General features: G+C 44.4%; 16 protein-coding genes. 13 read left to right on the top strand and 3 right to left on the bottom strand.

Annotated features, from left to right (window positions below; genetic code table 11):
• Positions 1 to 193 precede the first annotated feature (193 nt).
• Positions 194 to 1,720, bottom strand: coding sequence for a gluconokinase (locus ACEN9X_RS28105; RefSeq protein WP_413668291.1), 1,527 nt, complete (start codon positions 1,718 to 1,720; stop codon positions 194 to 196).
• Positions 1,717 to 2,610, bottom strand: coding sequence for an AraC family transcriptional regulator (locus tag ACEN9X_RS28100; protein ID WP_413668290.1), 894 nt, complete (start codon positions 2,608 to 2,610; stop codon positions 1,717 to 1,719). The genes ACEN9X_RS28105 and ACEN9X_RS28100 overlap by 4 nt, the downstream gene beginning before the upstream one ends.
• A 244-nt stretch (positions 2,611 to 2,854) precedes the next feature.
• Between ACEN9X_RS28100 and ACEN9X_RS28095 the strand changes: the two genes are divergently transcribed.
• From ACEN9X_RS28095 to ACEN9X_RS28040, 12 genes are all read left to right on the top strand, one after another.
• Entirely contained in the window at positions 2,855 to 3,808 is a 954-nt protein-coding gene (locus tag ACEN9X_RS28095; RefSeq protein ID WP_413668289.1) for an RraA family protein, read from the top strand.
• A gap of 23 nt (positions 3,809 to 3,831) precedes the next feature.
• Positions 3,832 to 5,115 (top strand): mandelate racemase/muconate lactonizing enzyme family protein, encoded by a 1,284-nt coding sequence (locus tag ACEN9X_RS28090; RefSeq protein WP_413668288.1) that lies wholly within the window; start codon positions 3,832 to 3,834, stop codon positions 5,113 to 5,115.
• A 10-nt stretch (positions 5,116 to 5,125) separates the two neighbouring features.
• Positions 5,126 to 6,247 (top strand): bile acid:sodium symporter family protein, encoded by a 1,122-nt coding sequence (locus ACEN9X_RS28085; RefSeq protein ID WP_413668287.1) that lies wholly within the window; start codon positions 5,126 to 5,128, stop codon positions 6,245 to 6,247.
• A gap of 169 nt (positions 6,248 to 6,416) precedes the next feature.
• Positions 6,417 to 7,253, top strand: a complete 837-nt coding sequence (locus tag ACEN9X_RS28080; RefSeq protein WP_413668286.1) for a fumarylacetoacetate hydrolase family protein — start codon at positions 6,417 to 6,419, stop codon at positions 7,251 to 7,253.
• A 44-nt stretch (positions 7,254 to 7,297) separates the two neighbouring features.
• Positions 7,298 to 9,013, top strand: a complete 1,716-nt coding sequence (locus tag ACEN9X_RS28075) for an IlvD/Edd family dehydratase (protein ID WP_413668285.1) — start codon at positions 7,298 to 7,300, stop codon at positions 9,011 to 9,013.
• Between the two features lie 15 nt (positions 9,014 to 9,028).
• Positions 9,029 to 10,348 carry a gluconate:H+ symporter gene (locus ACEN9X_RS28070; RefSeq protein WP_413668284.1) on the top strand — a complete coding sequence of 440 codons (1,320 nt, stop codon included), beginning with the start codon at positions 9,029 to 9,031 and terminating at the stop codon, positions 10,346 to 10,348.
• Positions 10,349 to 10,533: 185 nt separating this feature from the next.
• Entirely contained in the window at positions 10,534 to 13,692 is a 3,159-nt protein-coding gene (locus ACEN9X_RS28065; RefSeq protein WP_413668283.1) for a SusC/RagA family TonB-linked outer membrane protein, read from the top strand.
• 12 nt (positions 13,693 to 13,704) lie between these two features.
• Positions 13,705 to 15,216, top strand: a complete 1,512-nt coding sequence (locus ACEN9X_RS28060) for a SusD/RagB family nutrient-binding outer membrane lipoprotein (RefSeq protein WP_413668282.1) — start codon at positions 13,705 to 13,707, stop codon at positions 15,214 to 15,216.
• A gap of 997 nt (positions 15,217 to 16,213) precedes the next feature.
• Positions 16,214 to 16,819, top strand: a complete 606-nt coding sequence (locus tag ACEN9X_RS28055; RefSeq protein ID WP_413668281.1) for a TetR/AcrR family transcriptional regulator — start codon at positions 16,214 to 16,216, stop codon at positions 16,817 to 16,819.
• 158 nt (positions 16,820 to 16,977) lie between these two features.
• Positions 16,978 to 19,860, top strand: coding sequence for a TonB-dependent receptor domain-containing protein (locus ACEN9X_RS28050; RefSeq protein WP_413668280.1), 2,883 nt, complete (start codon positions 16,978 to 16,980; stop codon positions 19,858 to 19,860).
• 24 nt (positions 19,861 to 19,884) lie between these two features.
• Positions 19,885 to 20,709 carry an SDR family NAD(P)-dependent oxidoreductase gene (locus ACEN9X_RS28045; protein ID WP_413668279.1) on the top strand — a complete coding sequence of 275 codons (825 nt, stop codon included), beginning with the start codon at positions 19,885 to 19,887 and terminating at the stop codon, positions 20,707 to 20,709.
• A gap of 107 nt (positions 20,710 to 20,816) precedes the next feature.
• The gene (locus tag ACEN9X_RS28040; protein WP_413668278.1) at positions 20,817 to 22,481 is read left to right on the top strand and encodes a TolB family protein; all 1,665 of its coding nucleotides are present in this window, start codon (positions 20,817 to 20,819) and stop codon (positions 22,479 to 22,481) included.
• A 240-nt stretch (positions 22,482 to 22,721) separates the two neighbouring features.
• On the opposite strand, the gene ACEN9X_RS28035 is transcribed toward ACEN9X_RS28040, so the two are convergent.
• Positions 22,722 to 23,309 carry an RNA polymerase sigma-70 factor gene (locus tag ACEN9X_RS28035; RefSeq protein WP_413668277.1) on the bottom strand — a complete coding sequence of 196 codons (588 nt, stop codon included), beginning with the start codon at positions 23,307 to 23,309 and terminating at the stop codon, positions 22,722 to 22,724.
• 156 nt (positions 23,310 to 23,465) lie between these two features.
• On the opposite strand from ACEN9X_RS28035, the gene ACEN9X_RS28030 reads away from it, so the two are divergent.
• Complete coding sequence (locus ACEN9X_RS28030; protein ID WP_413668276.1) at positions 23,466 to 24,635, top strand: FecR domain-containing protein; 1,170 nt, start codon at positions 23,466 to 23,468, stop codon at positions 24,633 to 24,635.
• Positions 24,636 to 24,667: the final 32 nt, after the last annotated feature.

The following is a 24,667-nucleotide window of genomic DNA, read 5'->3' as shown; positions in this document are numbered from 1 at the left end:
ATGGTGATAAGGGTAGTAACCATTTCTTCCCTTCGCGTTTCTGCAAAATATTCTGCTGCATTTAGAGCAACGAATAAAGCATTTAAACAGCAATAATTCAGGAGAGCTAATCTGCCTGTACCTCGGGGTTAGCCTATCAGGTAAAGTAAATTTTTGTTATAAAATGAGATGAACTTCCGTCCCAATGCTACGGTCATTGACTATAACGCTGCTGCAAATCCGATATAGCATCAAATTCATCACCGACCTTCGTTATCAGGCTTTCAAATACTTTAAAGTATTGAGCATAGATCCGGTGATTTTCGGCGTTGGGTAAATAAGTTTGATGCATGGATACCGTTTTGGAAGCTTCCTCCAAAGAAGGATAAAGGCCCATCTCGGTTGCGCTTAACAGAAATGCGCCTTTGCCAATGCTATCGGCATGGCTCAATGTGCTAACCGGCTTGTTAAATATATCGGCAATTATCTGGGTGCAAAACGGTATAGATGCAAAACTGCCGTTAATAGAGAGGCTCTCGATGTGACGGTGTTGCTCTAATGTGCGGCCAATGCTGTACATCTCAAATAAGATACCCTCTATCGTGGCACGTATAAAATGCTTGCGCTCGTGCCGGATATTGACGCCAAAATAGCACCCTCTCGAATTTGGGTTCCAGATAGGTGCCCGTTCGCCATGTAAAAATGGGAGGAAGATTAGCCCGCCCGAGCCAACTTCAACACCGGCGGCTTCCTCTATCAGCATATCCATCGACTGGTCAATATCAAAAGCTTCCTGAAAATCACCGAATTGCTTTGCAAACCAATTGAATATCACACCGCCATTGCTTGTGGGGCCGCCAGTGATGATATGTTTCTCGGTAAGCAGGTAATTGAAAATTTGTTGTTTGGGATCTTCTATTATTTTATCGCCGATGATCCGGAAGGCGCCGCTGTCTTCAATAGTAATGGTAGCCATACTGTTTTCCCATACACCGGCACCGAGGGTGGCAAGGCAACCATCACTTGATCCGATCAGGATTTTAACTGTTGGCAGCAATTTTAAAACCCTTTGATATTCCTTTTTTAGTGTTACGCCCGAGTAGAAAACCGGGTGCAGATCCGGAAGTTCCCCGGGAGTGATCCCAGCAAATTCCAATGCAGCTTCATCCCAGGTTAAATTGTGGATGTTCATCAGCCCGGTTGCAGAGGCAATACTGTAATCTATTACGCAGGCACCTGTAAGTTGTTGAATTATATAGGTTTTTATAGGCATGAATTTCTTTGCCATCCTGAATTTTTCAGGTTCGTGATTTTTCATCCATGCAATTTTTATCAACGATGACATGGGGTGGATGGGGGTTCCGGTAGCTTTATAAATTTCCTCGCCCAGACTGCTTTTTTTAAGATCAGCAGCTTCTTTTTTACCCCGGTTATCAGCCCAGGTAATCGCGTTGCCTAATGGTATGCCGTCTTTATCCACTGCCAGTAAACTATGCATAGATGAGCCGAAGCAAATACAGGTTACCGTATATTTTTTAGGATAGATTTTTTCAATAAGCAGGTTTTTCAGAATATAGAGCATGGTAATAAACATCTGCTCCGGGTCCTGCTCGCTATGATCGGGCTGCTCGTGAAAGGTAGGGTAGTGCCCCTTTGAAGAACTGATTAAATTACCGGAAAGATCAAAGGCAAAGACCCGTACAGCAGCCGTGCCCATTTCTATAATGATGATACAATTCATGATGTATGCTGATAATCTGGTGTTTTATTTTTTCTGAATTCGCTCGGGGTATACCCTGTAAGTTTTTTAAAGGTTGTAGAGAAGTGCTGTGACGAATAAAAGCCGGTGCTGAGTGCTATGTCGGTAACATTCAACTCGGTTTTTTTAAGCAGCTTGGTAGCCTCGGTTATCCTGATGTTGATTAAGTAATTCAATGGCGAAAACCCGGAGTAGCTTTTTACTTTTTCGGTAAAGGCGGTAGTTCCCATCCCGGTGAGTGCTGCCATTTCTTCCACCGTCCATTGGTGGGCAAGGTTTTGCCGCAAGGTTTGTTCAAGCTTCAGGAATGTTTGGGGGAAATCTCTCCTGGAATTTTTTTGCCTGATCAATTGCCTGCCGATCAGTACAAAAAGTTCATCAAGCAACTGGTTTACGCGGGTGTAAAAGCCAACCTCCTCGTTTTGCAATTCCAGTTGTAAATTGTGCATTAATACCTGCGCTTCTTTCAATTTTAAAACGAGATTTTGCTTATTTACAAGCAAAATCTGGTTAATGGATAATTTTTCTTTTTTGGTAAACCCGCTCCATCTTCCCAGTAAAAGCTTTCCGGAATCTTCTGTTGAAATCTTTATCCCGAATAACACACCGATATTTAATATCCCGCTTTCACCACCGATGCGTTGCCCTGGTAATATTACTGCAAAATCACCTGGATACAAGGTATGTTGTTGCGAATCAATCATCCAGGTAAATTTCCCCTCCAAAATATAATACATGCAAATGCAGTCCGTAACGTTGCTGTTGAAGGAGTTGAGTTGGATAGTATTATTCTTTCTGTGGGCAAACTCCAGAATATGCGGAAAATGCACAAGTTCTTTAGATATGCCCTGCCGAAGTATCAGTTGATTCATCCAGGATTATAATTGGTATGCGTTGCTGCAATCTCCGTACCGCAACAGATGCAGGATAACCAAAGGAATATCCATGTAAAGCAAGTTTACATAATATAAAACTAAGATTTGTATAAAAACCAACGCTGTTTTTTAATGGTATTTTCCTGTTTTAATATTATGATACTTTGTATGCATTCATAACCAATTATAATAATAACCAAAGCCGCTAATTCCCTAAATAGTGTGCTCATTAAAATTTATCATGAAAAAGTGGATTCCTTTTTTTCGCATTGCGGGCATTGTATTACTGCATTGTTGTTTGTTTTTTAATAGCACGTTTGCGCAACAAATTTCAAGGGATGAATTGATCTTCCTTACTCCGGAGTGGAAGGGCGAACGCTTTGCCGATGGCCGTCCTAAAGTGCCTGATGGTATTCTGGCCCGGATGAAGCTTGTTAGTATTGAAGAAGCCTGGGCCGTTTTAAAAAACGCTGGCTACGGCTACCAGTTAACCGAGAACTGGCTGGTTATAAATCCGGATAGCGTTTTAGTAGGCCGCGCCGTAACTGCTGTTTTCATGCCCGCCCGCCCAGATGTATGGAAGGCGATTGATGACAGGGGCAAAACCCAGGGGAAAAAAGGGCAAAACACCTGGCCTGTGGATTTGCTGGTGAAAGGTGATGTATATGTGGCCGATCAGTTTGGCGCACACAAAAACGGACCTACTATTGGCGACAATGTGGGCAATGCCATCTACGCGAAAACCGGCAACGGCATAGTTTATAATGGTGCTGTACGAGACCTGCGCGGACTAAAAGAGATTGGTGGCTTTACATCCTTTGTAGAAAGCTACGACCCATCGTACCATAACCCTCCCGGCGATCTGAATACCATGATTATCGGCATCAATCAGCCTACCAGGATAAAGCAGGCTACCGTAATGCCAGGAGATGTGGTTTTGGGCGAGAATGGGGTAGTGATATTTATTCCGCCGCACCTGGCCGAGAAGGTAGTAACCACCTCCGAAATAGTGAGGTTAAGGGACATGTTTGGCCACCTGCGCTTAAAAGAAGGCAAATACACAGCCGGGCAAATAGATGCCCGCTGGAGCACCGATATCGAAAAGGATTTTTCGGCATGGCTCAACGCGCATATCAATGAATTGCCGGTACCCAAAGAGCAGGTCCAAAATATCCTGAAAAACCGAACCTGGTAAATAAATCTATCTAAATAAAAAGTATGTCAAACTATCAAAACAGGCGCAGCTTTCTATCGAAAACTGTTTTAGCCGGTGCTGCTGTACTGGCCGCACCCTTAAATAAAACATTTGGACAAGGGCTGATAGATGCCAAAGAGCGTACCCCGCAGGCATCATCCCCGTCCGATCTTAAAATTACCGAAGTTAAGTGTGCCTATGCGGGCGGCGGGCTTTTTGTAAAAATATATACCAACCAGGGTATCTGGGGCTCGGGTGAGGGGGTTGATGCCATAGCGGGAACTTATTACCTGGTTAAACGCCTGGAGTGGATGCTGAAAGGCCGGAGTCCCTTAAATCCCAACAGGATAGCTGAGGAGATAAGGAAAGCCAACTTTTTCGCCGGGGCGCAATCCGGGATGTTTGTTGCGGTGCTTACAGCAGTGGAAGCAGCCCTGTGGGATTTGACAGGCAAGGCTTTGGGCTTGCCTGTATACCAGTTATTAGGAGGTAAATTTCGCGATAAATGTCGTGTTTACTGCGATACGGAACTATACACTGCCACAAACCCGGTGCCCGAAGATTATGCCAAAGCAGCCCGCGGCGCGGTTAACCGCGGATATACAGCTGTGAAATTTGATATTGACGATGCCCGCGACCCGAATAAGTTTGACCGCTATAACTGGACTGCCAGCAACGCCGAGCTCGACAGAATGTATAATGCCATAGCTGCCGTTAGGAAGGAGGTTGGGCCGAATATTGATATCTGTGTGGATATGCATGGCCGTTATGATGCCACAACCGGTCGCAGGGTTGCAAAAATGATGGAGCCCCTTAATTTGATGTGGCTGGAGGAACCTATTCCTGCGGATAATATTGATGTGTATAAAACAATAACCCAGGAAACAAGCACGCCTATTTGCGCCGGCGAGAATTTTTACCTGGCCTATGGCTATACCAGGCTGCTTTCGGAAGCTGGCATTGATATTGTAATGCCCGATCTTCAAAAATGTGGTGGGCTGGGTGAGGGGCAACGGATAGCCAACCTTGCCAACTTATACTACGTGCCGTTTTCGCCGCACATGGTAGGGTCCTTTCTTGGCGCGATGGCAACTGCGCACGTTTGTGCCTCAGTACCCAATTTCCATATCCTGGAGTGGCAGACATTGAGTGACACCGAGCCAAAATGGAAGGAAATAGTGCAATATGACAAGCCTTTTATCGAGAAAGGCTTCCTGGTGCTGTCTGATAAGCCTGGTGTGGGTGTTGAGATTAACGAGGAAGGGCTGAAGAAGTATGCAATGCCCGGAGTTCCATTTTTCGCCTGATCAACGCGGTATGAAAACTTTTTATAAAGTGACCACAACCCTAACCGTTGCCGCGCTTGTTGCCGTATTGATCATGATTTCTAAGGGTTTGGAGCATGCCGGGCCGTATGTGCTTACGTTTTTTGTACTGCTTGCCATAAGTCTTTGCGCTTCGCCAAAAACCAAAAGCTTTGCATATACAACGCTGATTTTTGGAGCAGCCGCCATGGCGCTTTACTATCCTGCGTTTTTTATCGGTTATGGCAATTTTAAGTACGCCACGCTTATTATCCCGCTTATCCAGCTTATCATGTTTGGTATGGGGACTTCCATGCATTATCATGATTTTCTCGGCGTTTTAAAATCGCCCGGGGGAATAATTATAGGGGTGGTGAGCCATTTTATCATTATGCCTTTACTGGGCTTCAGCATAGCTACACTTAGTGTGAAATTAACCGCAATGCCTGCCGAAATAGCAGCCGGTATTGTACTGATAGGCTGCTGCCCCAATGGTATGGCATCTAATGTGATATCCTATCTGGCTAAGGCAAATCTGGCTTTATCGGTTACTATAACCAGTATTTCCACCCTGCTTTCGCCGTTATTAACGCCGTTTTTAATGAATTTACTCGCCGGTCCGCTTATTAAAATAGATCCCTGGGCTATGGTAACAGATATCTTTAAAATGGTGATGATCCCTATTGCTTTAGGCGTGGTGTTTTCTTCGGTAGCTAAAGAACGTAGTGGTTGGCTAAAAAGGATAATGCCTTTTATTTCTATGGGCGGTATCATTGGCATTATCATTATTATAACTGCCGCGGGCCGGGACAGCCTGCTTAAAGTTGGCCTGCTGCTGGCTGTATTGGTATTGCTGCATAATATAGGCGGTTATTTACTGGGCTTTTGGTCGGCAAAGGCGTTGGGGATGGAAGAGCGTGACTGCCGTACCATTGCCATAGAGGTTGGAATGCAAAACGGTGGTATGGCCGCAGGTCTTGCCAAAGGCATGGGAAAAATTGCTACGCTGGGCCTGGCACCGGTTATCTTTTCAACTTTTATGAATATCACCGGCTCGTTACTGGCCTCGTACTGGCATAAAAAAAAGCCGGCACCCGGCCCAACGGCTGCTTCGCAAAACACAACTGAGCGTTGATGCAGCGCGGGTTTTTGCCACAAGCTTTTGTGTAAAAATCAACACTGTGTTTTTTTGGAAGACAAAGCAATTTGGTTTAGCATTCTTTGTACATAACCAAGTAACCTATTTGTTACATTTTTTAATAAACGAGTAACTACCGCACAAACGCAGGTAGCGCAAAATGGCTATGCATATATTTAAAACCACCAACAAAGTTATTGTAAAACATAACGGCCTGCTTTACAGTTCGCCGGATTGGAACTGGGATAGTTTTATAAATCGCGAAGCATTGTACAGCGAGGTTTTAAAAGATCTCCAAAACATTACGGCCAACCCTTTGCTGGCTCACGATCTGGAACACATAAGCACACCTATTGGTAGCCAGGAGATCTGGGCGTCGGGCGTAACCTATCTACGCAGTAAGGACGCCCGAATGGAAGAATCCAAAGATGCCGGCGGCGGCGATTTTTATGCAAGGGTTTACAGTGCCGAACGCCCTGAGATATTTTTCAAGTCTTCGGCCTCCCGAGCCGTGGGACCTGGCGGTAATGTTCGCATCCGGAAAGATTCGAAATGGAACGTTCCCGAGCCGGAGTTGGTGTTATTCATTTGCAGCGGGGGCACCATTGAAGGATATATGATAGGTAACGACATGTCATCAAGAGATATAGAAGGAGAAAACCCGTTATACCTTCCCCAGGCTAAATCATACGATGGCGCGGCAGCGATTGGCCCATGTCTTTATGTACCGGATACGGCTATTTCGCCTGACACCGAAATTCAAATTGAAATAAGAAGAGGGGACGATAAGGTGTTTGCTGAAGCGATTTTGATCAACAGGATGAAGCGTACCCACCACGAACTTGCCAATTACCTTTTTATGGAGATGTCATTCCCTGCGGGTGCATATCTAATGACCGGTACCGGCATAGTTCCGCCTGATTCCTTCACACTTAACTACGGCGATGTGATAGACATTTCCATAAGTAACATAGGTACACTTACAAACCAGGTGGGCAGGTAATTGCAACACAGCAACAAAATAAATTAAATATAAAAAAATATAAAATGTCACAGTTCAGAAGTGCCGATTGGTTTGGAAAAACAGGTAAAATGGGGTTTTTATACAGGAGCTGGATGAAAAATCAGGGCATGCCGACCGATCTTTTCGACGGCCGACCTGTTATCGGAATCTGCAATACATGGTCGGAGCTAACGCCTTGTAATGCACATTTGCGCGATCTTGCGGAATCTGTTAAACGCGGAGTTTATGAGGCCGGCGGTTTCCCCGTGGAATTTCCGATTATGAGTTTAGGTGAAACTTTGCTTAAACCTACAGCTATGCTTTTCCGCAATCTGGCCAGTATGGATGCCGAAGAATCGATACGCGGCAACCCGATAGACGGAGTTGTGCTGCTAACCGGATGCGACAAAACCACACCATCAACCTTGATGGGGGCCGCAAGCGTAGGCTTGCCCACTATCGTGGTTCCGGGTGGTCCGATGCTGAATGGTAAGTACAGGGGCGCTGATATCGGATCGGGTACGATAGTATGGCAGTTGACTGATGACCTCAAAACCGGTAAAATAACTAACGACGAATATCTTGCTGCAGAAAGCTGCATGTCGAGAAGCGCGGGGCATTGTATGACCATGGGTACGGCCTCTACAATGGCTTGCATGGTCGAGTCGTTGGGGATGTGTCTTTCGCAGGCCGCGGCCACCCCGGCGGTTGATTCAAGGAAAAAAGTATTGGCGCAGCTATCAGGCAGGCGTATTGTTGAAATGGTAAAGGAGGGATTAACGATATCGAAAATACTTACCCGTGCCGCCTTTGAAAACGCTATCAAAGTAAACGCGGCAATAGGAGGTTCCACCAATTTCATTATCCATCTTACAGCAATTGCCGGGCGTATCGGCGTAGACCTAAGCCTGGATGATTTCGACAGGCTGGGTAGCAAAATACCCTTGTTGCTCAACCTGATGCCTTCGGGAAAATACCTGATGGAAGATTTTTACTATGCAGGAGGGATGCCGGTTATTTTGAAGGAACTAAGCAGTGAACTGGACATGGATGCAATAACTGTAACCGGTAAATCGCATGCAGAAAATATAAAAGATGACGGGATTTGCTATAACAATGAGGTTATTGCAGGCTACCATAGCCCAATTATCCCCGAAGGGGGAATAGCCGTTTTAAAAGGGAACCTTGCCGTTAACGGTGCGGTTATCAAACCTTCGGCAGCCACACCGTCGCTGATGCAGCATACCGGCAGGGCCGTGGTTTTTGAAACTATTGAAGATTACCACGCAAGGGTTGACGAACCTGGGCTTGATATTGACGAAACCTGTGTAATGGTATTAAAAAACGTTGGCCCGGTAGGGTATCCCGGCATGCCTGAAGTTGGTAACATGGTACTGCCCAAAAAGCTGTTGGATAAAGGGATCACAGATATGGTAAGGATCTCGGACGGACGCATGAGCGGTACTGCCTACGGCACAGTTGTGCTTCATGTGTCGCCAGAATCGGCCGTTGGCGGTAACCTGGCACTTGTGGAAAACGGGGACCTGATACGCCTTGATGTACCCGCACGAAGGATAGACCTGCTTGTAGATGAGGCTGAACTGGAAAAACGGAGGCAGTTATGGAAACAACCTGCTTATCATACCGACAGGGGTTATGTATCCATGTACCAGCGCCACGTGCAACAAGCCGATAAGGGGGCAGATCTCGATTTCCTGGTAGGGAACTCCGGATCTGTTGTAACACGCGATTCGCATTAAATCAAGCTGATAACGATGACAATACTTGTATTGATCCTTTGTATTTTACTGCTTGTTGCGCTGATAACGTGGGTAAAGGTGAATGCTTTCCTCGCCTTTATCATTGTGGCATTGGTGGCAGGCTGTTGCTTCGGTATGCCTTTTACAATGGTTATTGCGTCAATAAACAAAGGACTGGGCGATACTTTAGGATCGGTAGCAATCATTATTGTACTGGGAGCTATGTTGGGTAAACTGGTTGCCGAAAGCGGTGCCGCGCAGCGCATAGCCCATTTTATGCATGATTTGTTTGGTGCCCGGTATGTAAGCTACGCCATGGCCCTAACGGGTTTTATTGTAGGTATTCCTTTGTATTATAACGTAGGTTTCATATTGTTAGTGCCCATTATTTTTTCGGTTGCTTACAGTTACCGTTTGCCATTGCTGTATGTTGGAATGCCCATGCTTACAGCTTTATCGGTAATGCATGGTTTTTTACCGCCGCATCCTTCGCCGATGACACTCATCAGCGTTTTTCACGCAGATGTAATAAAAACATTTGGTTACGGGCTTATCATTGCTATTCCCGCTATAATAATTGCGGGGCCGATATTTTCGGCTACCCTAAAAAAAGTAGGCCCTAACGTTTTTCAATTTGCCAATAGTCTGGTAAGCCTGCCTGCCGATGAGCTACCGGGTATTATTAACAGCATATTCTCATCCCTTTTGCCTGTGGTACTGATTGGCGTGGCCTATTTGCTGCCTGTGCTTTTTGGTGAAGCGCATTTTGTGAAAAATGTGGCCTCATGGCTTGCAGAGCCAATTATTGCCATGTTGGTAACCATCATTATAAGCACCTATACGCTTGGGTTGCGTAAAGGCAAACCACTGGCAAAAATAATGGATGGCTACGTGTGTGCGGTAAAAGATATAGCCATGGTGTTGCTCATTATTGGCAGCGCGGGCGCGTTAAAGCAGGTATTTGTAGATGGCCATTTAAGTGATGCCCTTGCCGGCATGCTGATGAATAGCACTATACATCCCTTATTACTTGCCTGGCTTGCCACGGCTTGTTTACGGCTTTGCCTCGGCTCGGCCACGGTTGCGGGTATAACTGCCGCGGGAGTGTTATTCCCGATAGCTCATCATGCCGCCATTAACACCAATCTGCTGGTGCTGGCCATAGGGGCGGGAAGCCTGTTTGGCTCACACGTAAACGATACGGCTTTCTGGCTATGTAAAGAATATTTCAGGTTATCAGTAAAGCAAACGCTCGGCTCCTGGACTGTGATGGAAAGCCTGGTAGCTGTAATAGGGCTTGCGGGTGTTTTGCTGTTAGATTTTTGCTTTAAATAGATTATACCTACTAAATGTATATAAACCAATTTCAAACCCCAAAACCTGCGTAAACATGAAGAAAAAACTATACTAAAATCAAAAAAACGGCAGTAAAACGCTGCTTGGAACAAGCTCTTTCTCCATTACCAATTATTGAGAAGGTAGTTGAATTAAGATTAACCAATTGAATTAAACCTAAAATCATGGAAAAAAGAATCAAAGCATCTGGGATGATGCTGTCCATTGTAATAAGTGTTCTTTTTACACTTATGTGCGCAGCGGATGTACGGGCAGGAAATGCCGTCGGTGTTCGGACCAGCGTCGAAATTAATGTACAAACAGTTACCGGTAAAGTGCTCGACGAAAAGGGCAGCCCGCTTGCCGGCGTTAGCGTAAGCGAAAAAGGGACTAAGAATGGCGTAGTAACCGATGCAAACGGCAATTACAAGATCCAGGTATCTGCCGATAACGCGGTTTTGTTATTCAGCTATGTGGGCTACAACCCTAAAACCGAGCCCCTCAACGGACGCAGCACGCTCAATGTTACACTGGAGCCAAAATCAACCACCATCAACGAGATAGTTGTAACTGCCTTAGGTATCAAACGTGAATCTAAAAAATTAGGCTATGCGGCGGAAAATGTACGCGTGGGCGAAATAACCACTAATCGGTCAACCAACTTTGTCAATTCGCTCGAGGGAAAGGTTGCTGGTTTGGATATATCTCCACCGGCAAGCGGTCCAGGAGGCAGTACCAAGATCAGGTTGCGCGGACAGTCTGCATTCCAGGGCGATAACGCGCCATTAATTGTATTAAATGGTCTTCCATTATCACAAAGCCCGTCAAGTACCAACGGTTACACACAATCGGTAGATCTTGGGGATAATATGCAGCAAATAAACCCCGATGATATTGAATCGATGACGGTATTAAAAGGGGCCACAGCTGCGGCGCTTTACGGGTCGAGAGCAAGTAACGGCGCGCTGATCATCACCACCAAAAGCGGTAATAAAAACAGCGGAATCGGCATTGAGTTCACCTCAAACTTTACGCAAAACCAGGCACTGGATTTTACCGACTTTCAGTACGAATATGGACAGGGCGAAAATAATGTGCGCCCCAAAACACAAGGTCAGGCACAAAGTTCGGGTGCATGGAGTTTCGGGGAGAAGTTTGATAATGCCCCCACCTTCCAGTTTGATGGAGTACAACGCCCTTACGCGCCCGAAAAAAACCGCATCAGCAAATTTTTCAGGCTTGCCAACGCGTGGACAAATACCATCGCGTTCTCCGGCGGTAACGATAAGGGCAGCTTCCGGTTTTCATACTCAAACCAGGATGCCCAAGGCATAATACCTAATAATGATTATCACAAAAAGATCTTCAACCTGGGGCTCAACTACAACTTCACACCTAAACTGTCGGCCCAAATCTATGTGAATTATGATCATGAGAATAACAACAACCCACCGGTAATTGGTATTCAGGGATCATCTGTTACCAATTATATCTACCGTTATTCAAACTCGGTTAGTTTGGATGTATTAAAGGCAGCTGCGGTTGATGCCAATGGGAACGAAACGCCCACATCACGTTTCACTACCCTTACCAACCCGTACTGGATCATGAACAAGCAATTTACAAAGCAAACTAAAGACCACCTTTTAGGTACTGCAACCCTGCGCTACCAGTTTTTTGATTGGCTTTACTTGCAGGGCCGGGTGAATATGGAATACAGTACATCATATTATGAGCAAAATGCACCAACCGGAACCCTGGCAAATGCAGCTGCGCCTGTTGGCCTCTATAATGGCAGCTATAACTCAAATGACAATACTTACCGCGCGCTGAATGCCGATTTCTTATTAGGCGGCGGACACAAATGGGGGCCATTTTCTTTTGATGCCACGGTGGGTGGAAATACCTTTCCCTCTTCATCGCAAGGATATACTGTTACCGCCACAAATTTCTATGTCAGGGATTTTTATACTCTTGGAAACGGTGTAACCAATACGTCGGCCTTTGCGGTTTCCAAATCAACAGTAAACTCGCTTTATGGAACCGCCGAGTTTGGCTATAAATCGTATTTGTTTTTAAATGTAACCGGCCGTAACGACTGGTTCTCCGTGCTAAGCCCTGAACATAACCATTATTTTTATCCATCGGTAAGTGGTAGTTTTGTTTTTTCGGAGTTTTTAAAGAATCCACCTTCATGGCTAACGTTCGGAAAAATCAGGGCGACCTATGCCAACGTGGGTAGTGCTAACGGTATTAGCCCTTACAGTAATTCGCTTACCTTCACACTTTCACAAAACGCGTTCAATGGTATTCCGCTGGGGAGTATCAGCAACGTAACCACGCCAAATCAGTCAATCAAACCATACAGCGTAAAAGAAAAAGAAATCGGGCTCGAACTGCGCATGTTTAACAGCCGGGTGAACCTGGACATTGCTGCATATGATAAGCATACCACTAACCAGATCTTAAGCGTTGCTATTTCCAACGCGTCGGGCTATACCGGTACCATTGTAAACCTTGGCGAGTTGCAAAACCGGGGTATGGAGTTTTTGCTGGAGTTAGTACCTATCAGAAGACCGAATTTTACCTGGCGTTCAGCATTTAATACAGCCATAAATTCGTCTAAAGTTTTAGCGCTGGCTAACGGTCAAAAACAATTGACACTGGGTGCAGGAGAATTCTTCGGCTCCATTGTCGATCAGGTTGGTCTGCCGTTAAATCAGATACAAGGATCAACTTACCGCCGGGATGCCAATGGTAAAATCATTGTATCGGGTGGTAAACCAGTGGCAAGTACATCTCCTGCGCTTTTTGGCAGTGCATTGCCCAAAGCTACAGGCGGTTGGGTAAATACATTTACTTACAAGAGGTTTACCCTGATGGCACATATTGATTATAAAAAAGGTGGTAAAATATTGTCAAGTTCCAACCTGAATTTCCTGCGCGAAGGTTTGTCAAAAGAATCGCTGGTTGGCAGGGAAGGAGGCGTAAAGTTTGATGCGGTGAATGCCGATGGCACGCCTAACACTACCGCAGTGAACGCTGAAGACTTTTATGCCAATTATCGCTCGCAGGGCATCCTGGATCCGTTCGTTTATAAATCAGACTTTATCAAGTTGAGAAACCTTTCGGTTAGCTATGACTTTTCGAAGATGATGAAAGCTAAATTTATAAAAGGGCTGGTGCTTTCTGCAGTATGCCACAACGTGCTCGTCATTAAAAAGTATACACCAAATATCGATCCGGAGGCCATCTCTTCAAGTGGTGATATTTTAACCGGTTACGAGCAAAGTTCGCTACCTACAACGCGGACTTATGGATTTAACCTAAACGTCAAATTTTAAAAAAGCACGATCATGAAAAATTATATAAAGATCATACTGGTTGCTGCCTGTCTGCTTGCTGCAACAGGTTGCGATAAAGGGTTCAGAGAGTTAAATGTTAATCCCAATAACACTACCAGTCTCGACCCGGTTTTTTTGTTTTCCAATGCGGAAGTTTTAACGTATGCGGCATTAATGGAAACTGAACCTACGGTTGTTCAGCAGTTTATTGATCCTTTTGGTGGGGTTACCTCGGCATTTAACTTCAACGTATTAAATCAAACCTATACGGTGATGCGGTGGAATAACGCTTATCCAAATACCATAAAATTACTTGAGCACATTTTGCCGGATTTAAAAGGAAACGCTTCGCGGTCTAATTTGTACAACGAAACCAGGATATGGCGGGCTTATAATTATATGATGCTGGTAGATACTTATGGCGATGTGCCATACAGCCAGGCGGGGCAGGCTTACCTCAATTCTGCCTTCCTGCCCAAATACGATAAGCAACAGGATATTTATGCTGATCTGGTAAACGAACTGACAACGGCCACCGCAGCATTAGATCCTGCGAAAGATCTTGTTAAGGGAGATGTGTTTTATGGAGGAGATATTTCGCAATGGAAACGCCTGGGTTATTCACTGTTGCTGCGTATAGGTATGCGTTATTCTAAAATAGATGCAGGCAAGGCAAAAACTATTGTGCAGGCCGCGGTTACCGGGGGGGTAATGCAATCTAACGCGGATAACTGTTACCTTAAATACAACAATGCATATCCTAACCTGGTTACGCAGCAAATTCAGCAGTTAACCAACACCTACTATCTTGCCGAGCCGTTTATTACACAATTAAAATCTACCGGCGACCCAAGGCTGAAGTACATCTCGGCCATGTATGCCGATCCGGGAAAAGCATTGTCCCTTACGCCTGATACAGTATCAGCCAACCAGTTTGGGTTGCCTATAGGCTACGATAGCGGTACACTACCAACAGCACCGGGATTTCGCGGCGTGAGCGGTTCTGGATTCAAATATTCGCAGGTGAATTACAGCGTATTTGGTAAAATAACGGCGCCGCAATTTTTCGTAACATATGCACAAACGCAGTTGTTGTTGGCCGAGGCTGCTTTCAGGGGATACATTACAGGTACGGCAAGTACCTATTACAACAACGGTGTTAAGGCGGCTATGGATCAATTTACCACCTACGACGCTGCTGCTGTCATTAACAGCGATGCACAAAACGCCTATTTAAACACCCCGACAATTGCATATTCTGATGCCAATGCTTTGAAACTGATCAATACCCAGTATTGGATAACTTCATTTGGAAATGGTGCTGAAACCTGGGCTAATTTCAGGAGAAGCGGTTTCCCGGCATTATCGCCAAACACATATCCCGGCAAGCAAATTAAAGGCAGTTTCGTTCGCAGGTACACTTACCCGCAAACCGAGTCGGCCATTAATGCTGATAATTACCGGGCAGCCGTAGCCAGCATAGGCACCGATGACCTGGATACACCTGTATTTTGGGATAAATAATTATACACTGTTAAAACTTTAATACCCTGGCACCCAAATGGCGCCGGGGTATCAGATGGTATAACGATGTATCTGTTAATAATTTTATGCAGCCTGCATTTTCATTCAGATCAGCAAGATTATTTTACGGTAATCCGGTACTAAGGCTGCTAATATCTCTGTGTTTTGTACATGGGGTATTTTCACCCGATTGGAATAAAAGCAATCTGGTGTGTTGTGCCAAAAGTTTACTGATTTATTCCATCATTAGTCCGTAATTACATCAATTTCAGAATAACCCACCGCGTCGCTATTTTGCGTATTTGCCAGGGCACGCAATTTTATAAAACGGGTTTTGATAGTGGATAAGCCACAACACCTTGACCCCGTACGGCCAAAGTGCGATTGCTCCATTATCATTCTGATTCTGAAGCTAATTAGTAATGGTCTTTTATGTGATCGTAGTGTTTGGTTATCGAACACTACAATTTTTTTATAAATCAGGCGCTTACATTTTTGCGACTCAGTGAGATGAAGCGCTTCCTATTTATAAAACATCTAATTATTGAGGGATTAAATAGCCAAACCAAAATCTATCGATTTATAAAGCTAATTAAGAGTAGTCTCTTATTGGATCGCAGCTCAAATTAGCTATTGATTCGAGCCCAGTTAGGGGAGCTGAAAAAGTTGAGTAGTACTCTAAACTACTCAACTTTTTTAGTTATAAATCTACTGGGGATGAATCAGATTTATCCTAGTAGATTTAGGTTCTTAATTTTCGAATGGGTTGATCAGTCAGTGGTCAATACGTTTTCAACCAGTCTTTGTCTGCCGCACGAGCCAAAAGATGATTCACTTTAATTAAACCAGTATTTTTAAATAAAGACGCAACTTAAATTCCCTTCAGGTTAAAAGCCAGATTATTTTAAAGAAAAACTACGGAAAATTTGTTTTTATAAATATTTTCCTTTTACTTTATGGAAAATATTTCTCTAAAAATATTTTCCAACCAATTATAATGATGAAAACCGAAATTCTTGAAGTTTCACTTCGGCAATTCCTGCAATACGGAATCCGGGACACCTCCGTTCAAAAGATTGTGGATGGCCTTGGTATTTCGACCAAAACGTTTTATAAATATTTTAAGAACAAAGAGGAGCTTTTAGCTGATGCTCTGGACCTGTACTTTAACCAGCAATATCAGGATTTCAGGAAGTTAAACGTGGCCCAAAATGCCGCTGCACGCTTCTTCGATATTTGGTTAACGTCAATTGACGTTTCGTATCAGGTCAACAAAGTTTTCTTCCATGACCTGTATTACTATTATCCGGATTTAGCCGCCAGGAGTAATGCGACAAACAGCGGAAGGTTTACGCCTGAGTTCTTAAATGTTATTAACCGGGGTATTAAGGAAGGGCTGTTCAGAAAGGATATTATACCCGAAGTTGTGCTTGAAAGCATTTTTGTATTGTATACCGCTGTTGTTCGTGCAGAACATTTTAAGGCATTTAATTTATCACCTTACGACTTACTGCTAAATACCATTGCCTTGGCTATCAGAGGTATTTGTACGCATGAGGGGAGCATTGCGCTCGATGAGCAGATCAGCATACGAAGCCTATAGGCTAATAATAAAAAAACCGTAACAGAATATTCACTTAAACAGATAATATGGATAAATAAATACCGCAAAAAAAGAACCGGTAATGCTGCAAACATTACCGGTGATATTTTAACCAACCAAATAACCGATTATTTTATTAATTAAAATTCCCTAAAATTATGAAAAAAACACTTACTCACAAACGTGTTTGGTGTAAACTCGCGAAAAAAGTGCTTGTGCAAGCAGCGTTTGCGATACTTTGTTGCCTTCCTGCTTTCGCCCAACAGCAGGTAAAAGGTACAGTTACTGATGAGAAAGGCAATCCGCTGCCAGGTGTAACCATCCATGTAAAGGACGGCAAAAGCAGCGCGTCGACAGATTCTAAAGGTGAGTTTACCATATCAGTTCCATCACCCTCATCCGTGTTGATGTTCTCAATGGTCGGCTATAAGACTGCCGAACAAACCGTTAAAGCAGGCAGCTCAGTAACCATAAGGCTTACAGATAACGTAAGCGAGCTGCAGCAGATTATTGTAACCGGTGTGTTCGATTCAAGAAAACGACTCGATGCATCTATAGCCATCTCTACAATCAGCGCCCAGCAAATAAAAATTCAAACGCCTCAAAGCGCAGCTGATCTGTTGAAGAATGTTCCTGGTGTGTATGTCAATTCATCTGCCGGCGAAATCCGTAACCAGGTTGCCGTAAGGGGTACGCCTACCTCGAACGACGTCTCAATTGGTTATTTCTATGTATCCATGCAGGAAGATGGCCTGCCCGTTACCAATTTTACCGGGGCTAATTATGGTCCTGATTATTTTTTGCGCGCAGATGCCACAACTGCAAGAGTAGAAGCGGTACGTGGCGGATCAGCTTCAATTACAGGCTCTGATGCCCCCGGCGGCCTTTTTAACTATACCTCCAAAATGGGCGGGGCTAAATTCGCAGGCGAAGCCATCGTTAAATATGGACTGGAAGGAAATTCTAATCCTTATTATCGTGCCGATTTGAATATTGGCGGCCCCTTAAATAAAACGGGCGACCTAACCTATGATATAGGTGGATTTTACCGCTACAGCGATGGGGCCAGATATGCAGGCTATCCCCTGAATAAAGGTGGACAATTGAAATTTAACATGGTTAAAAAGTTCGGTACGGGACGTATCAAGTTATATGGTAAATTCCTTGACGATAAGAATGGCTATTTTGACTTTCTTCCTTTTACAGGTTATATCAATCCACAACCGGCAGCCGATTTTTCCAACAACGTTACTTTGGCCGGTCCGGCAAGCCAAACGCTGGATTTTAAGTACACGCCTGATGGAAAAGTTAACCATTTTCAGCCATCAAACCTCATCCATAACCTGGATAGGGCAATTGGGTTGGAATATCAGCAAAGCCTGGGAAATAACTGGTCAATTACTAATAACTTTAAATACAGCAACAAGGAAGCAACCTGGAATGCTGCTGCACCCCTTGGCATCCTTTCTGCCGATGGTATCCTCTTTTATGGCTTGCAGGGCTTAGCCGGTAAATTCGGAACCTATAATTTTACAGACCTGACCACAGGGCAAAAAATGCTTACCGTAGTACAGTCCCCAAACCTGTCGCCGACGGGCCAGTTTTTAGGCATTAATTTCACCAAGACTTATAACCAGTTGCCCAACGGCCAGGTGCAATCGGCCCCGGTTTTATTTGAACTAGCCAATGCGCTGCATAATAAAGTTAAGGAGGTAATGGAGCAGTTCAGCGTGCGCAAGGTGGTGGGTAAAACAACTTTTAATGCCGGTGTTTATGTCGGTCATTCCAATATCAGCTTTGTAAAAGGTTATGCCGGTCAGTCCTTTACTACCCTTGAAGATAAGCCGCACCCTTTGGGCTTAACCTATACTAACTTTTCGGGCGCGGTTACCAAGGTTACTGACGCCAACGGCTTTACTGCTTACGGCTCGGGGTACGGCAGTAGTGCTATTACGAACAACAGGTTTGACGCTTTCTTCGGCCAGTCGTCCCCGTTAACAGACCGCCTTACGCTCGATTATGGATTCAGGTATAACTATAATCAATTTACAGGTTCGTCCAATAATGCGGTAATTGATGCCAACGCAACCGCAGCGGGCGGTTATGATAACAACTTACTCACCTATTATGATAACAACGTTTACGTAAGCAATACGCCGTTTAACATTAACAAAACAGTAAAAAGCTTATCCTATTCGGCAGCGCTGAATTATAAATTTTCGGAAGAACAGGCAATCTATGTACGCTACTCTGAAGGCCGCAAAGCGCCCGATCTGCAATCGGTCACCGCGGTTAGCTCCCAGGCGCAGGCAGATGCGGTATCGTTTATCCCGATCCACGTTGTGCAGGCCGAACTTGGGTATAAGGTTCAGAAAGGAGGTTTCACCGGGTATTTTACACCATTTTACAGTGATATTTCGAATAAACCGACTTTCGACTATACACAGGACGTACAGGTTAATACTTACTATTATACCAAGGCCGTATTTAGTGAACAACGCACTATTGGGGTAGAAATGGAAAGCGTTTTTAACATTGGCAACCATATTAACGTCCGGGGTGCTGTTACCCTGCAACATGCAACTTCGGTGGTAGAACGGCACTGGAATGTAGGCAAGCCCGGCCCCGACGATGACCAGGTTGTGGAAACGCGGGGCGGAAAGGTAGGCCTGACGCCTGCCGTGCTGACAAGTATCACCCCTTCGTACCGGTTAAATAAATTTATGACTTCTCTCGGATGGAGGTACGTCGGTTCCTCTGCTGCAAATGCTGCAAATGCATTTACCCTACCCGGATATAGTACATTTAACTACCAGGCCGGGTATCAGCTTTCGTCAAGGCTTTATGCTAATCTCAATATCAATAATGTGTTTAATTCCATTGGTGTGACAGGTTGGTATGCTCCCGGAGGATTTCCCGGTAACTTATCGCCCGAGGCTTTAACTAAGGCACAGGTTGCTGCGAATCCTAACGCAACATATGGCGCAAGGCCAACACAACCAAGATCATATTTTTTAAGCCTTTCCTATAATTTTAACTGAGTATAAATATAAGATAACGAGCATATGAAAGTAAAAGGAAAGGTGGTTTTGGTTACCGGTGGTGGTAGCGGCATTGGCCGGGAGCTGGTGTTGAATCTGCTGTCAAAAGGGGCAAAGGTAATTGCTGTCGATATCAATTTGCCTGCATTGCAGGAAACCTTAGCGCTTAGCGGAACGTCTGATGCCAACTTGGGCCTATTCGCGGTAGATATTACCGACAGTGCTGCGGTTGGTGAACTGGTTGGGAACGCTATTGAAAAAAATGGCTATGTAGATGCTATTATCAATAACGCCGGGATAATTCAGCCTTTTGTTGATTTAAAAGATCTCGACTATAAGACCATTAAAAGGGTAATTGATGTCAACTTATATGGAACGCTGTTTGTCACCAAGGCTTTTTTACCACACTTACTGAACAGAGCTGAGGGACATATTGTCAACGTTTCCAGTATGGGCGGATTTTTGCCGGTTCCGGGTCAAACTGTCTATGGCGCAACGAAGGCAGCCGTTAAGTTGCTCACAGAAGGACTTCACTCAGAACTGCAACATACCAATGTACATGTGACTGTAGTTTTCCCCGGCGCTGTGGCTACCAATATCACAGCGAATTCAGGCGTCACGATGAATATGAGCATGGCACAAAAAAGTAATCAGGTATCCGCGGAATCGAAGGTCCTAACGCCGGCAAAAGCGGCGGAGATCATTGTCAGGGGGATAGAAAATAATGATTACCAGGTATATGTAGGTTCTGATTCGAGGTTCCTGGGTATTTTTAACAGGATCAGTCCAAAAACTGCAGCTTCTTTTATCAATAAGCAAATGAAAAAGTATGGGATTACCAGTCAGTAACAAAGCTTTATCGCCTGGCCAATACGCTGCTAATACAATTAATTGAAGAGTCGTGAAGCAATCACAACGGCTATTATTTATAAACTAAAAACCAGTAAAATAACATTATGAAAAAGTTAAAAAGGCTACTACCGGGTGTAGTAATTTTAGCATTCCTTATAGCCTTTAAGGGATATGCACAAGACAAAAATTATTCCATTATACCAAAACTTCCTCCGGCTCCGAAGCCGGAACCATTTAAGGTTACTACAATACCTCTTCCGGATAATGTCAGTGACGCCGTTTTGATCAATTATCTTCCGGATGCAAAGCACCTGATCATGGAGATTCACATGGCCGGAAAGAAAAAGACTGACCTTGGGGTGATGCTGGATGACGGGAGCGGGTTTAAGTGCCTGACCTGTGACTTAAAAGAAGAGATCGGCGGCGAAATGCCGGTACCCCTTCCGGATGGAAAACGGGTTTATACTCCTTCGGGAATACTGGAATGCACGCCATCAGTAGTGGATTGTAAGGAAGCTAAGATCCTGCCACTGGTATATCCGGCCATACCCGGTTCTCGTATCTTGATGCGGATAGCTTCAAACATGTCGCCGGACGGGATTCATGTTGCAGGTACGCTTATCACTACAAAAGGAGCGCTTGTTTTGGTAAGTGAATTGACCAGGGTTTCTGACGAAAAAGGCGACCATTATGAACTTAAAAATCCCAAAGTAATAGCCGGAGATCAGGCGGACCCTAATCCATTCAGACCCTTCCTGCATGGTAGTGGCGAAGTTAAAAGTTTTGCAGATAGGGGACGTTCTCTTGTGTGCAGTTCCTTATTTGAAGGCAACAACTTTGACCTGGCTAAAATTGATCTTACAACAGGTGAGGTGACCAGGCTTACCAAGCATTTCAGCTACGAGGAGGGTACTTATCCTTCGCCGGATGGCAAATGGGTAATATTTCAGACCCATAGGCAAACCACAAGAATGGATGCATTTGGATTAATTCCGCGCCCGCTTATCGCTGGTTTACCTCAGGTGCCCGCGGTGGCCGAACTGCGGAATGCGGCATTTGAAGGTTTTGACCCGGCAAGGCGGTTTTATGGGCTGAGCATGGTTGATCAATATGGCGACCGGGCAAGGCTGCCGGAGGATGGTTACACCGGCCAGGACATAACCATTGCTAAAGATAACTTTGCGCTGTATAATCATTTTGGAAACCTAACCTGGGACCCTACCAGTACACATGGTGTATTCTGGGAGCAAAAGGACCCAAAGCAGGTAAAACCGGGAGAACAAAGTGGCCGCCTCCGGATGATCAGATTTACCTCCAGGAAACCTACCATCCCCCTGGTGCCATTCAGCCCGGAGATGAAGTGGGCAACCGATCTGAAAGATATTAAGTGGCCTGATGTGACTGTACCTGAACAAGGAACAATTAAGGGCCTGGTTTCGGGCTATGCAGAAATAAGCACAGTAAAACCTGCGGAGGGAACACCCGGGGAGCCGCGCCGCGTTATTAAATACTTCAATTTTACAGATGACGGTGTATCTATTCTGAATGGAAGTGAATCCTCAACTACCGGATCGTATGGACATAAGGTGTACTGGGATGCAGATATTCAGGTTTCAGGAAAAAAGACAGGTTTTCTGAAGGCACAGCATGTCATATTCAGCGTTACGAGCAGGTCATCAGGTACCATTCAAGCGGAGCTGGGAAAACATAAAATTTCGGTAGACCTGGCTCAAGGATTACCTACAGGGGTACCGGGAATGCTCCGTTAAGTGCTTTTGTTATAGGTTCCTGATATAAAAAAGAATAAATAGAGTGGTTCAAAGTACATACCCGATGGTTGTGGAGATTGTGCGGGTATATCACCTTCTTTATAGCCGGGCATATTGGTGGATATGCCCGGCTACTTGACCGGAAATATGGCACGGAACCGTTTGGCGCTGATGGTGAATATTTTTTTAGGGAATCTATGAACCAATTATTAATGAGGTTGGTCACGAAGGCCAAAGCTGCTATTCATCAGTTTGGAGGGCGATGTAGATGTGCCTCGATGGATCCGACCGGTTTTTCGGTGTGTTTTGCCCAATGTTATGTTCTTTGAATTGAAGTTTCAATATCTTTAAGGCTTTTCCTATATGCTTTTCAACCGTTTTAACCGAAATTGCCATCCGTTCGCTGATCTCACGGTAGGAAAGATCTTCGTAACGGCTCAATTCAAAAGCCTGTCGGCATTGCGGAGATAGATTACTGATCGCAATAGCTAATTTTTCCTGAATTTCACGTGCGGAATGCATTTCGGATAGACTCTCATCTATGATTGAATTATTCAATTGGGAATACAATGCTACATGCTTAGTCCTTATCGAGTTTGCCCGCCATTCATGTAAAATCTTATTTCTCAAAAGTGCGTTTAAAAAGGCGGCGATTTCCTGATTGGCATCAAGTTCCTGCCGCTTTCGCCAAAGATCAAAGAAAATATCCTGTACAATTTCCTCTACGATCTTTTCATTTTGGATTTTTTGAAACCCTGATTTACAGAGTTTTGAAAAGTAACGCAGGTAAAGCAATTTAAAAGCAACAGCATCACCGTCTCGTATCATTTCGAGCAACTGATTGTCCGTAAATCCTGTTGAGCGCGGCACTTAGTTTGATAATTTGGGTTATGCAAATCAACGGTTTTTTATGGAAATTAAATTTTTTTTTGGCATATGGGGGGATTACAAATTTGATGCAATATGTAATTATAAGCACCAATTATGAATAACGATAAGCCACGCCATCTTATCGCAAAGTATTTAGCAGGCGAGTGTACTCCTTCTGAAAAACAGGAGGTAGAACGCTGGTACGATGAATATGATGCCGGTAATAAAAAATACCTTAACGACGATGCCGAGGAAATCAAATCTTCGGCTGAACGATCGTTTGAAGAACTTCGTGAGCGTCTGGCTCTACCGGTTGAAGTTCCGGGTGGTCAAATCAAGTCATTTAAGGTAAGTGTTAAGGTATGGTTAGCTGCAGCTTCCATTCTTTTGGTACTCTCTGTTGGTGGTTATTTTCTATTGGGATATTCTGCTAAATCACAATTGACTGCGCAACAAGAAACAGGGCCTATAAAGCCGGGTACTAATAAGGCAATATTAACGCTGCCCGGAGGCGAAAAGATTAATTTAACAGATGCCGGTAGTGGCGTATTGGCTAAAGCAGGTGGAATCAGTATATCCAAAACAGCCGATGGCCAGCTTGTTTATCAATCATCTCGCGAGGACGCTAACATTAGTAATGGCAAAGTTCAATACAATACACTTAGCACTCCCCGTGGCGGACAATTTCAGGTTATACTGCCCGACGGGTCACACGTTTGGCTGAACTCGGCATCTACCATAGTATACCCTACAGCTTTTACCGGTAAAACCAGGGCTGTTAAACTACAGGGAGAAGCCTATTTTGAAGTTGCAAAAAATAAACATATGCCATTTGTAGTCACTACCAATAAATTGGATGTTAAAGTATTAGGCACCCATTTTAATGTTACGGCCTACGACGATGATGCGGCTATTACAACAACACTTTTAGAAGGTTCAGTACAACTTAATAAGGGCACCGTTAAAGCCATGCTTACGCCGGGTTTACAAGGAGTCGCTTTCAATAATCAACAAAATATAGCCGTGCAAAAAGCAAATATGGAACAGGTTATGGCCTGGAGAAACGGCTATTTTGCTTTCGAAGATACGAGTATCAAAGATGTGATGAAAATAGCAGCCCGTTGGTATGATGTTGAAGTGAGCTACCATGGCAGCGTTGAAAATAAAAAGTTTGGCGGCAGTATATCGCGCTATAAAAATATTACCGAATTACTTGATAATATGAGTGAATCCGGTGGTTTTCATTATCAAATAGAAGGAAGGAGGATTTTATTGACTGACTAATTTACCTTACGTAATGGTCATCTAACAAAATA

The organism is Mucilaginibacter sp. Mucisp86 (genome assembly GCF_047324315.1).
Classification (GTDB): Bacteria; Bacteroidota; Bacteroidia; order Sphingobacteriales; family Sphingobacteriaceae; genus Mucilaginibacter.
This window is presented reverse-complemented; position numbering and strand designations above follow the sequence as displayed.

Excerpts from the sequence above, each read along its gene's own strand:
- ACEN9X_RS28105 (WP_413668291.1), bottom strand. The coding sequence starts at position 1,720 with ATGAATTGTATCATCATTATAGAAATGGGCACGGCTGCTGTACGGGTC.
- ACEN9X_RS28100 (WP_413668290.1), bottom strand. The coding sequence starts at position 2,610 with ATGAATCAACTGATACTTCGGCAGGGCATATCTAAAGAACTTGTGCAT.
- ACEN9X_RS28095 (WP_413668289.1), top strand. The coding sequence starts at position 2,855 with ATGAAAAAGTGGATTCCTTTTTTTCGCATTGCGGGCATTGTATTACTG.
- ACEN9X_RS28090 (WP_413668288.1), top strand. The coding sequence starts at position 3,832 with ATGTCAAACTATCAAAACAGGCGCAGCTTTCTATCGAAAACTGTTTTA.
- ACEN9X_RS28085 (WP_413668287.1), top strand. The coding sequence starts at position 5,126 with ATGAAAACTTTTTATAAAGTGACCACAACCCTAACCGTTGCCGCGCTT.
- ACEN9X_RS28080 (WP_413668286.1), top strand. The coding sequence starts at position 6,417 with ATGCATATATTTAAAACCACCAACAAAGTTATTGTAAAACATAACGGC.
- ACEN9X_RS28075 (WP_413668285.1), top strand. The coding sequence starts at position 7,298 with ATGTCACAGTTCAGAAGTGCCGATTGGTTTGGAAAAACAGGTAAAATG.
- ACEN9X_RS28070 (WP_413668284.1), top strand. The coding sequence starts at position 9,029 with ATGACAATACTTGTATTGATCCTTTGTATTTTACTGCTTGTTGCGCTG.
- ACEN9X_RS28065 (WP_413668283.1), top strand. The coding sequence starts at position 10,534 with ATGGAAAAAAGAATCAAAGCATCTGGGATGATGCTGTCCATTGTAATA.
- ACEN9X_RS28060 (WP_413668282.1), top strand. The coding sequence starts at position 13,705 with ATGAAAAATTATATAAAGATCATACTGGTTGCTGCCTGTCTGCTTGCT.
- ACEN9X_RS28055 (WP_413668281.1), top strand. The coding sequence starts at position 16,214 with ATGATGAAAACCGAAATTCTTGAAGTTTCACTTCGGCAATTCCTGCAA.
- ACEN9X_RS28050 (WP_413668280.1), top strand. The coding sequence starts at position 16,978 with ATGAAAAAAACACTTACTCACAAACGTGTTTGGTGTAAACTCGCGAAA.
- ACEN9X_RS28045 (WP_413668279.1), top strand. The coding sequence starts at position 19,885 with ATGAAAGTAAAAGGAAAGGTGGTTTTGGTTACCGGTGGTGGTAGCGGC.
- ACEN9X_RS28040 (WP_413668278.1), top strand. The coding sequence starts at position 20,817 with ATGAAAAAGTTAAAAAGGCTACTACCGGGTGTAGTAATTTTAGCATTC.
- ACEN9X_RS28035 (WP_413668277.1), bottom strand. The coding sequence starts at position 23,309 with ATGATACGAGACGGTGATGCTGTTGCTTTTAAATTGCTTTACCTGCGT.
- ACEN9X_RS28030 (WP_413668276.1), top strand. The coding sequence starts at position 23,466 with ATGAATAACGATAAGCCACGCCATCTTATCGCAAAGTATTTAGCAGGC.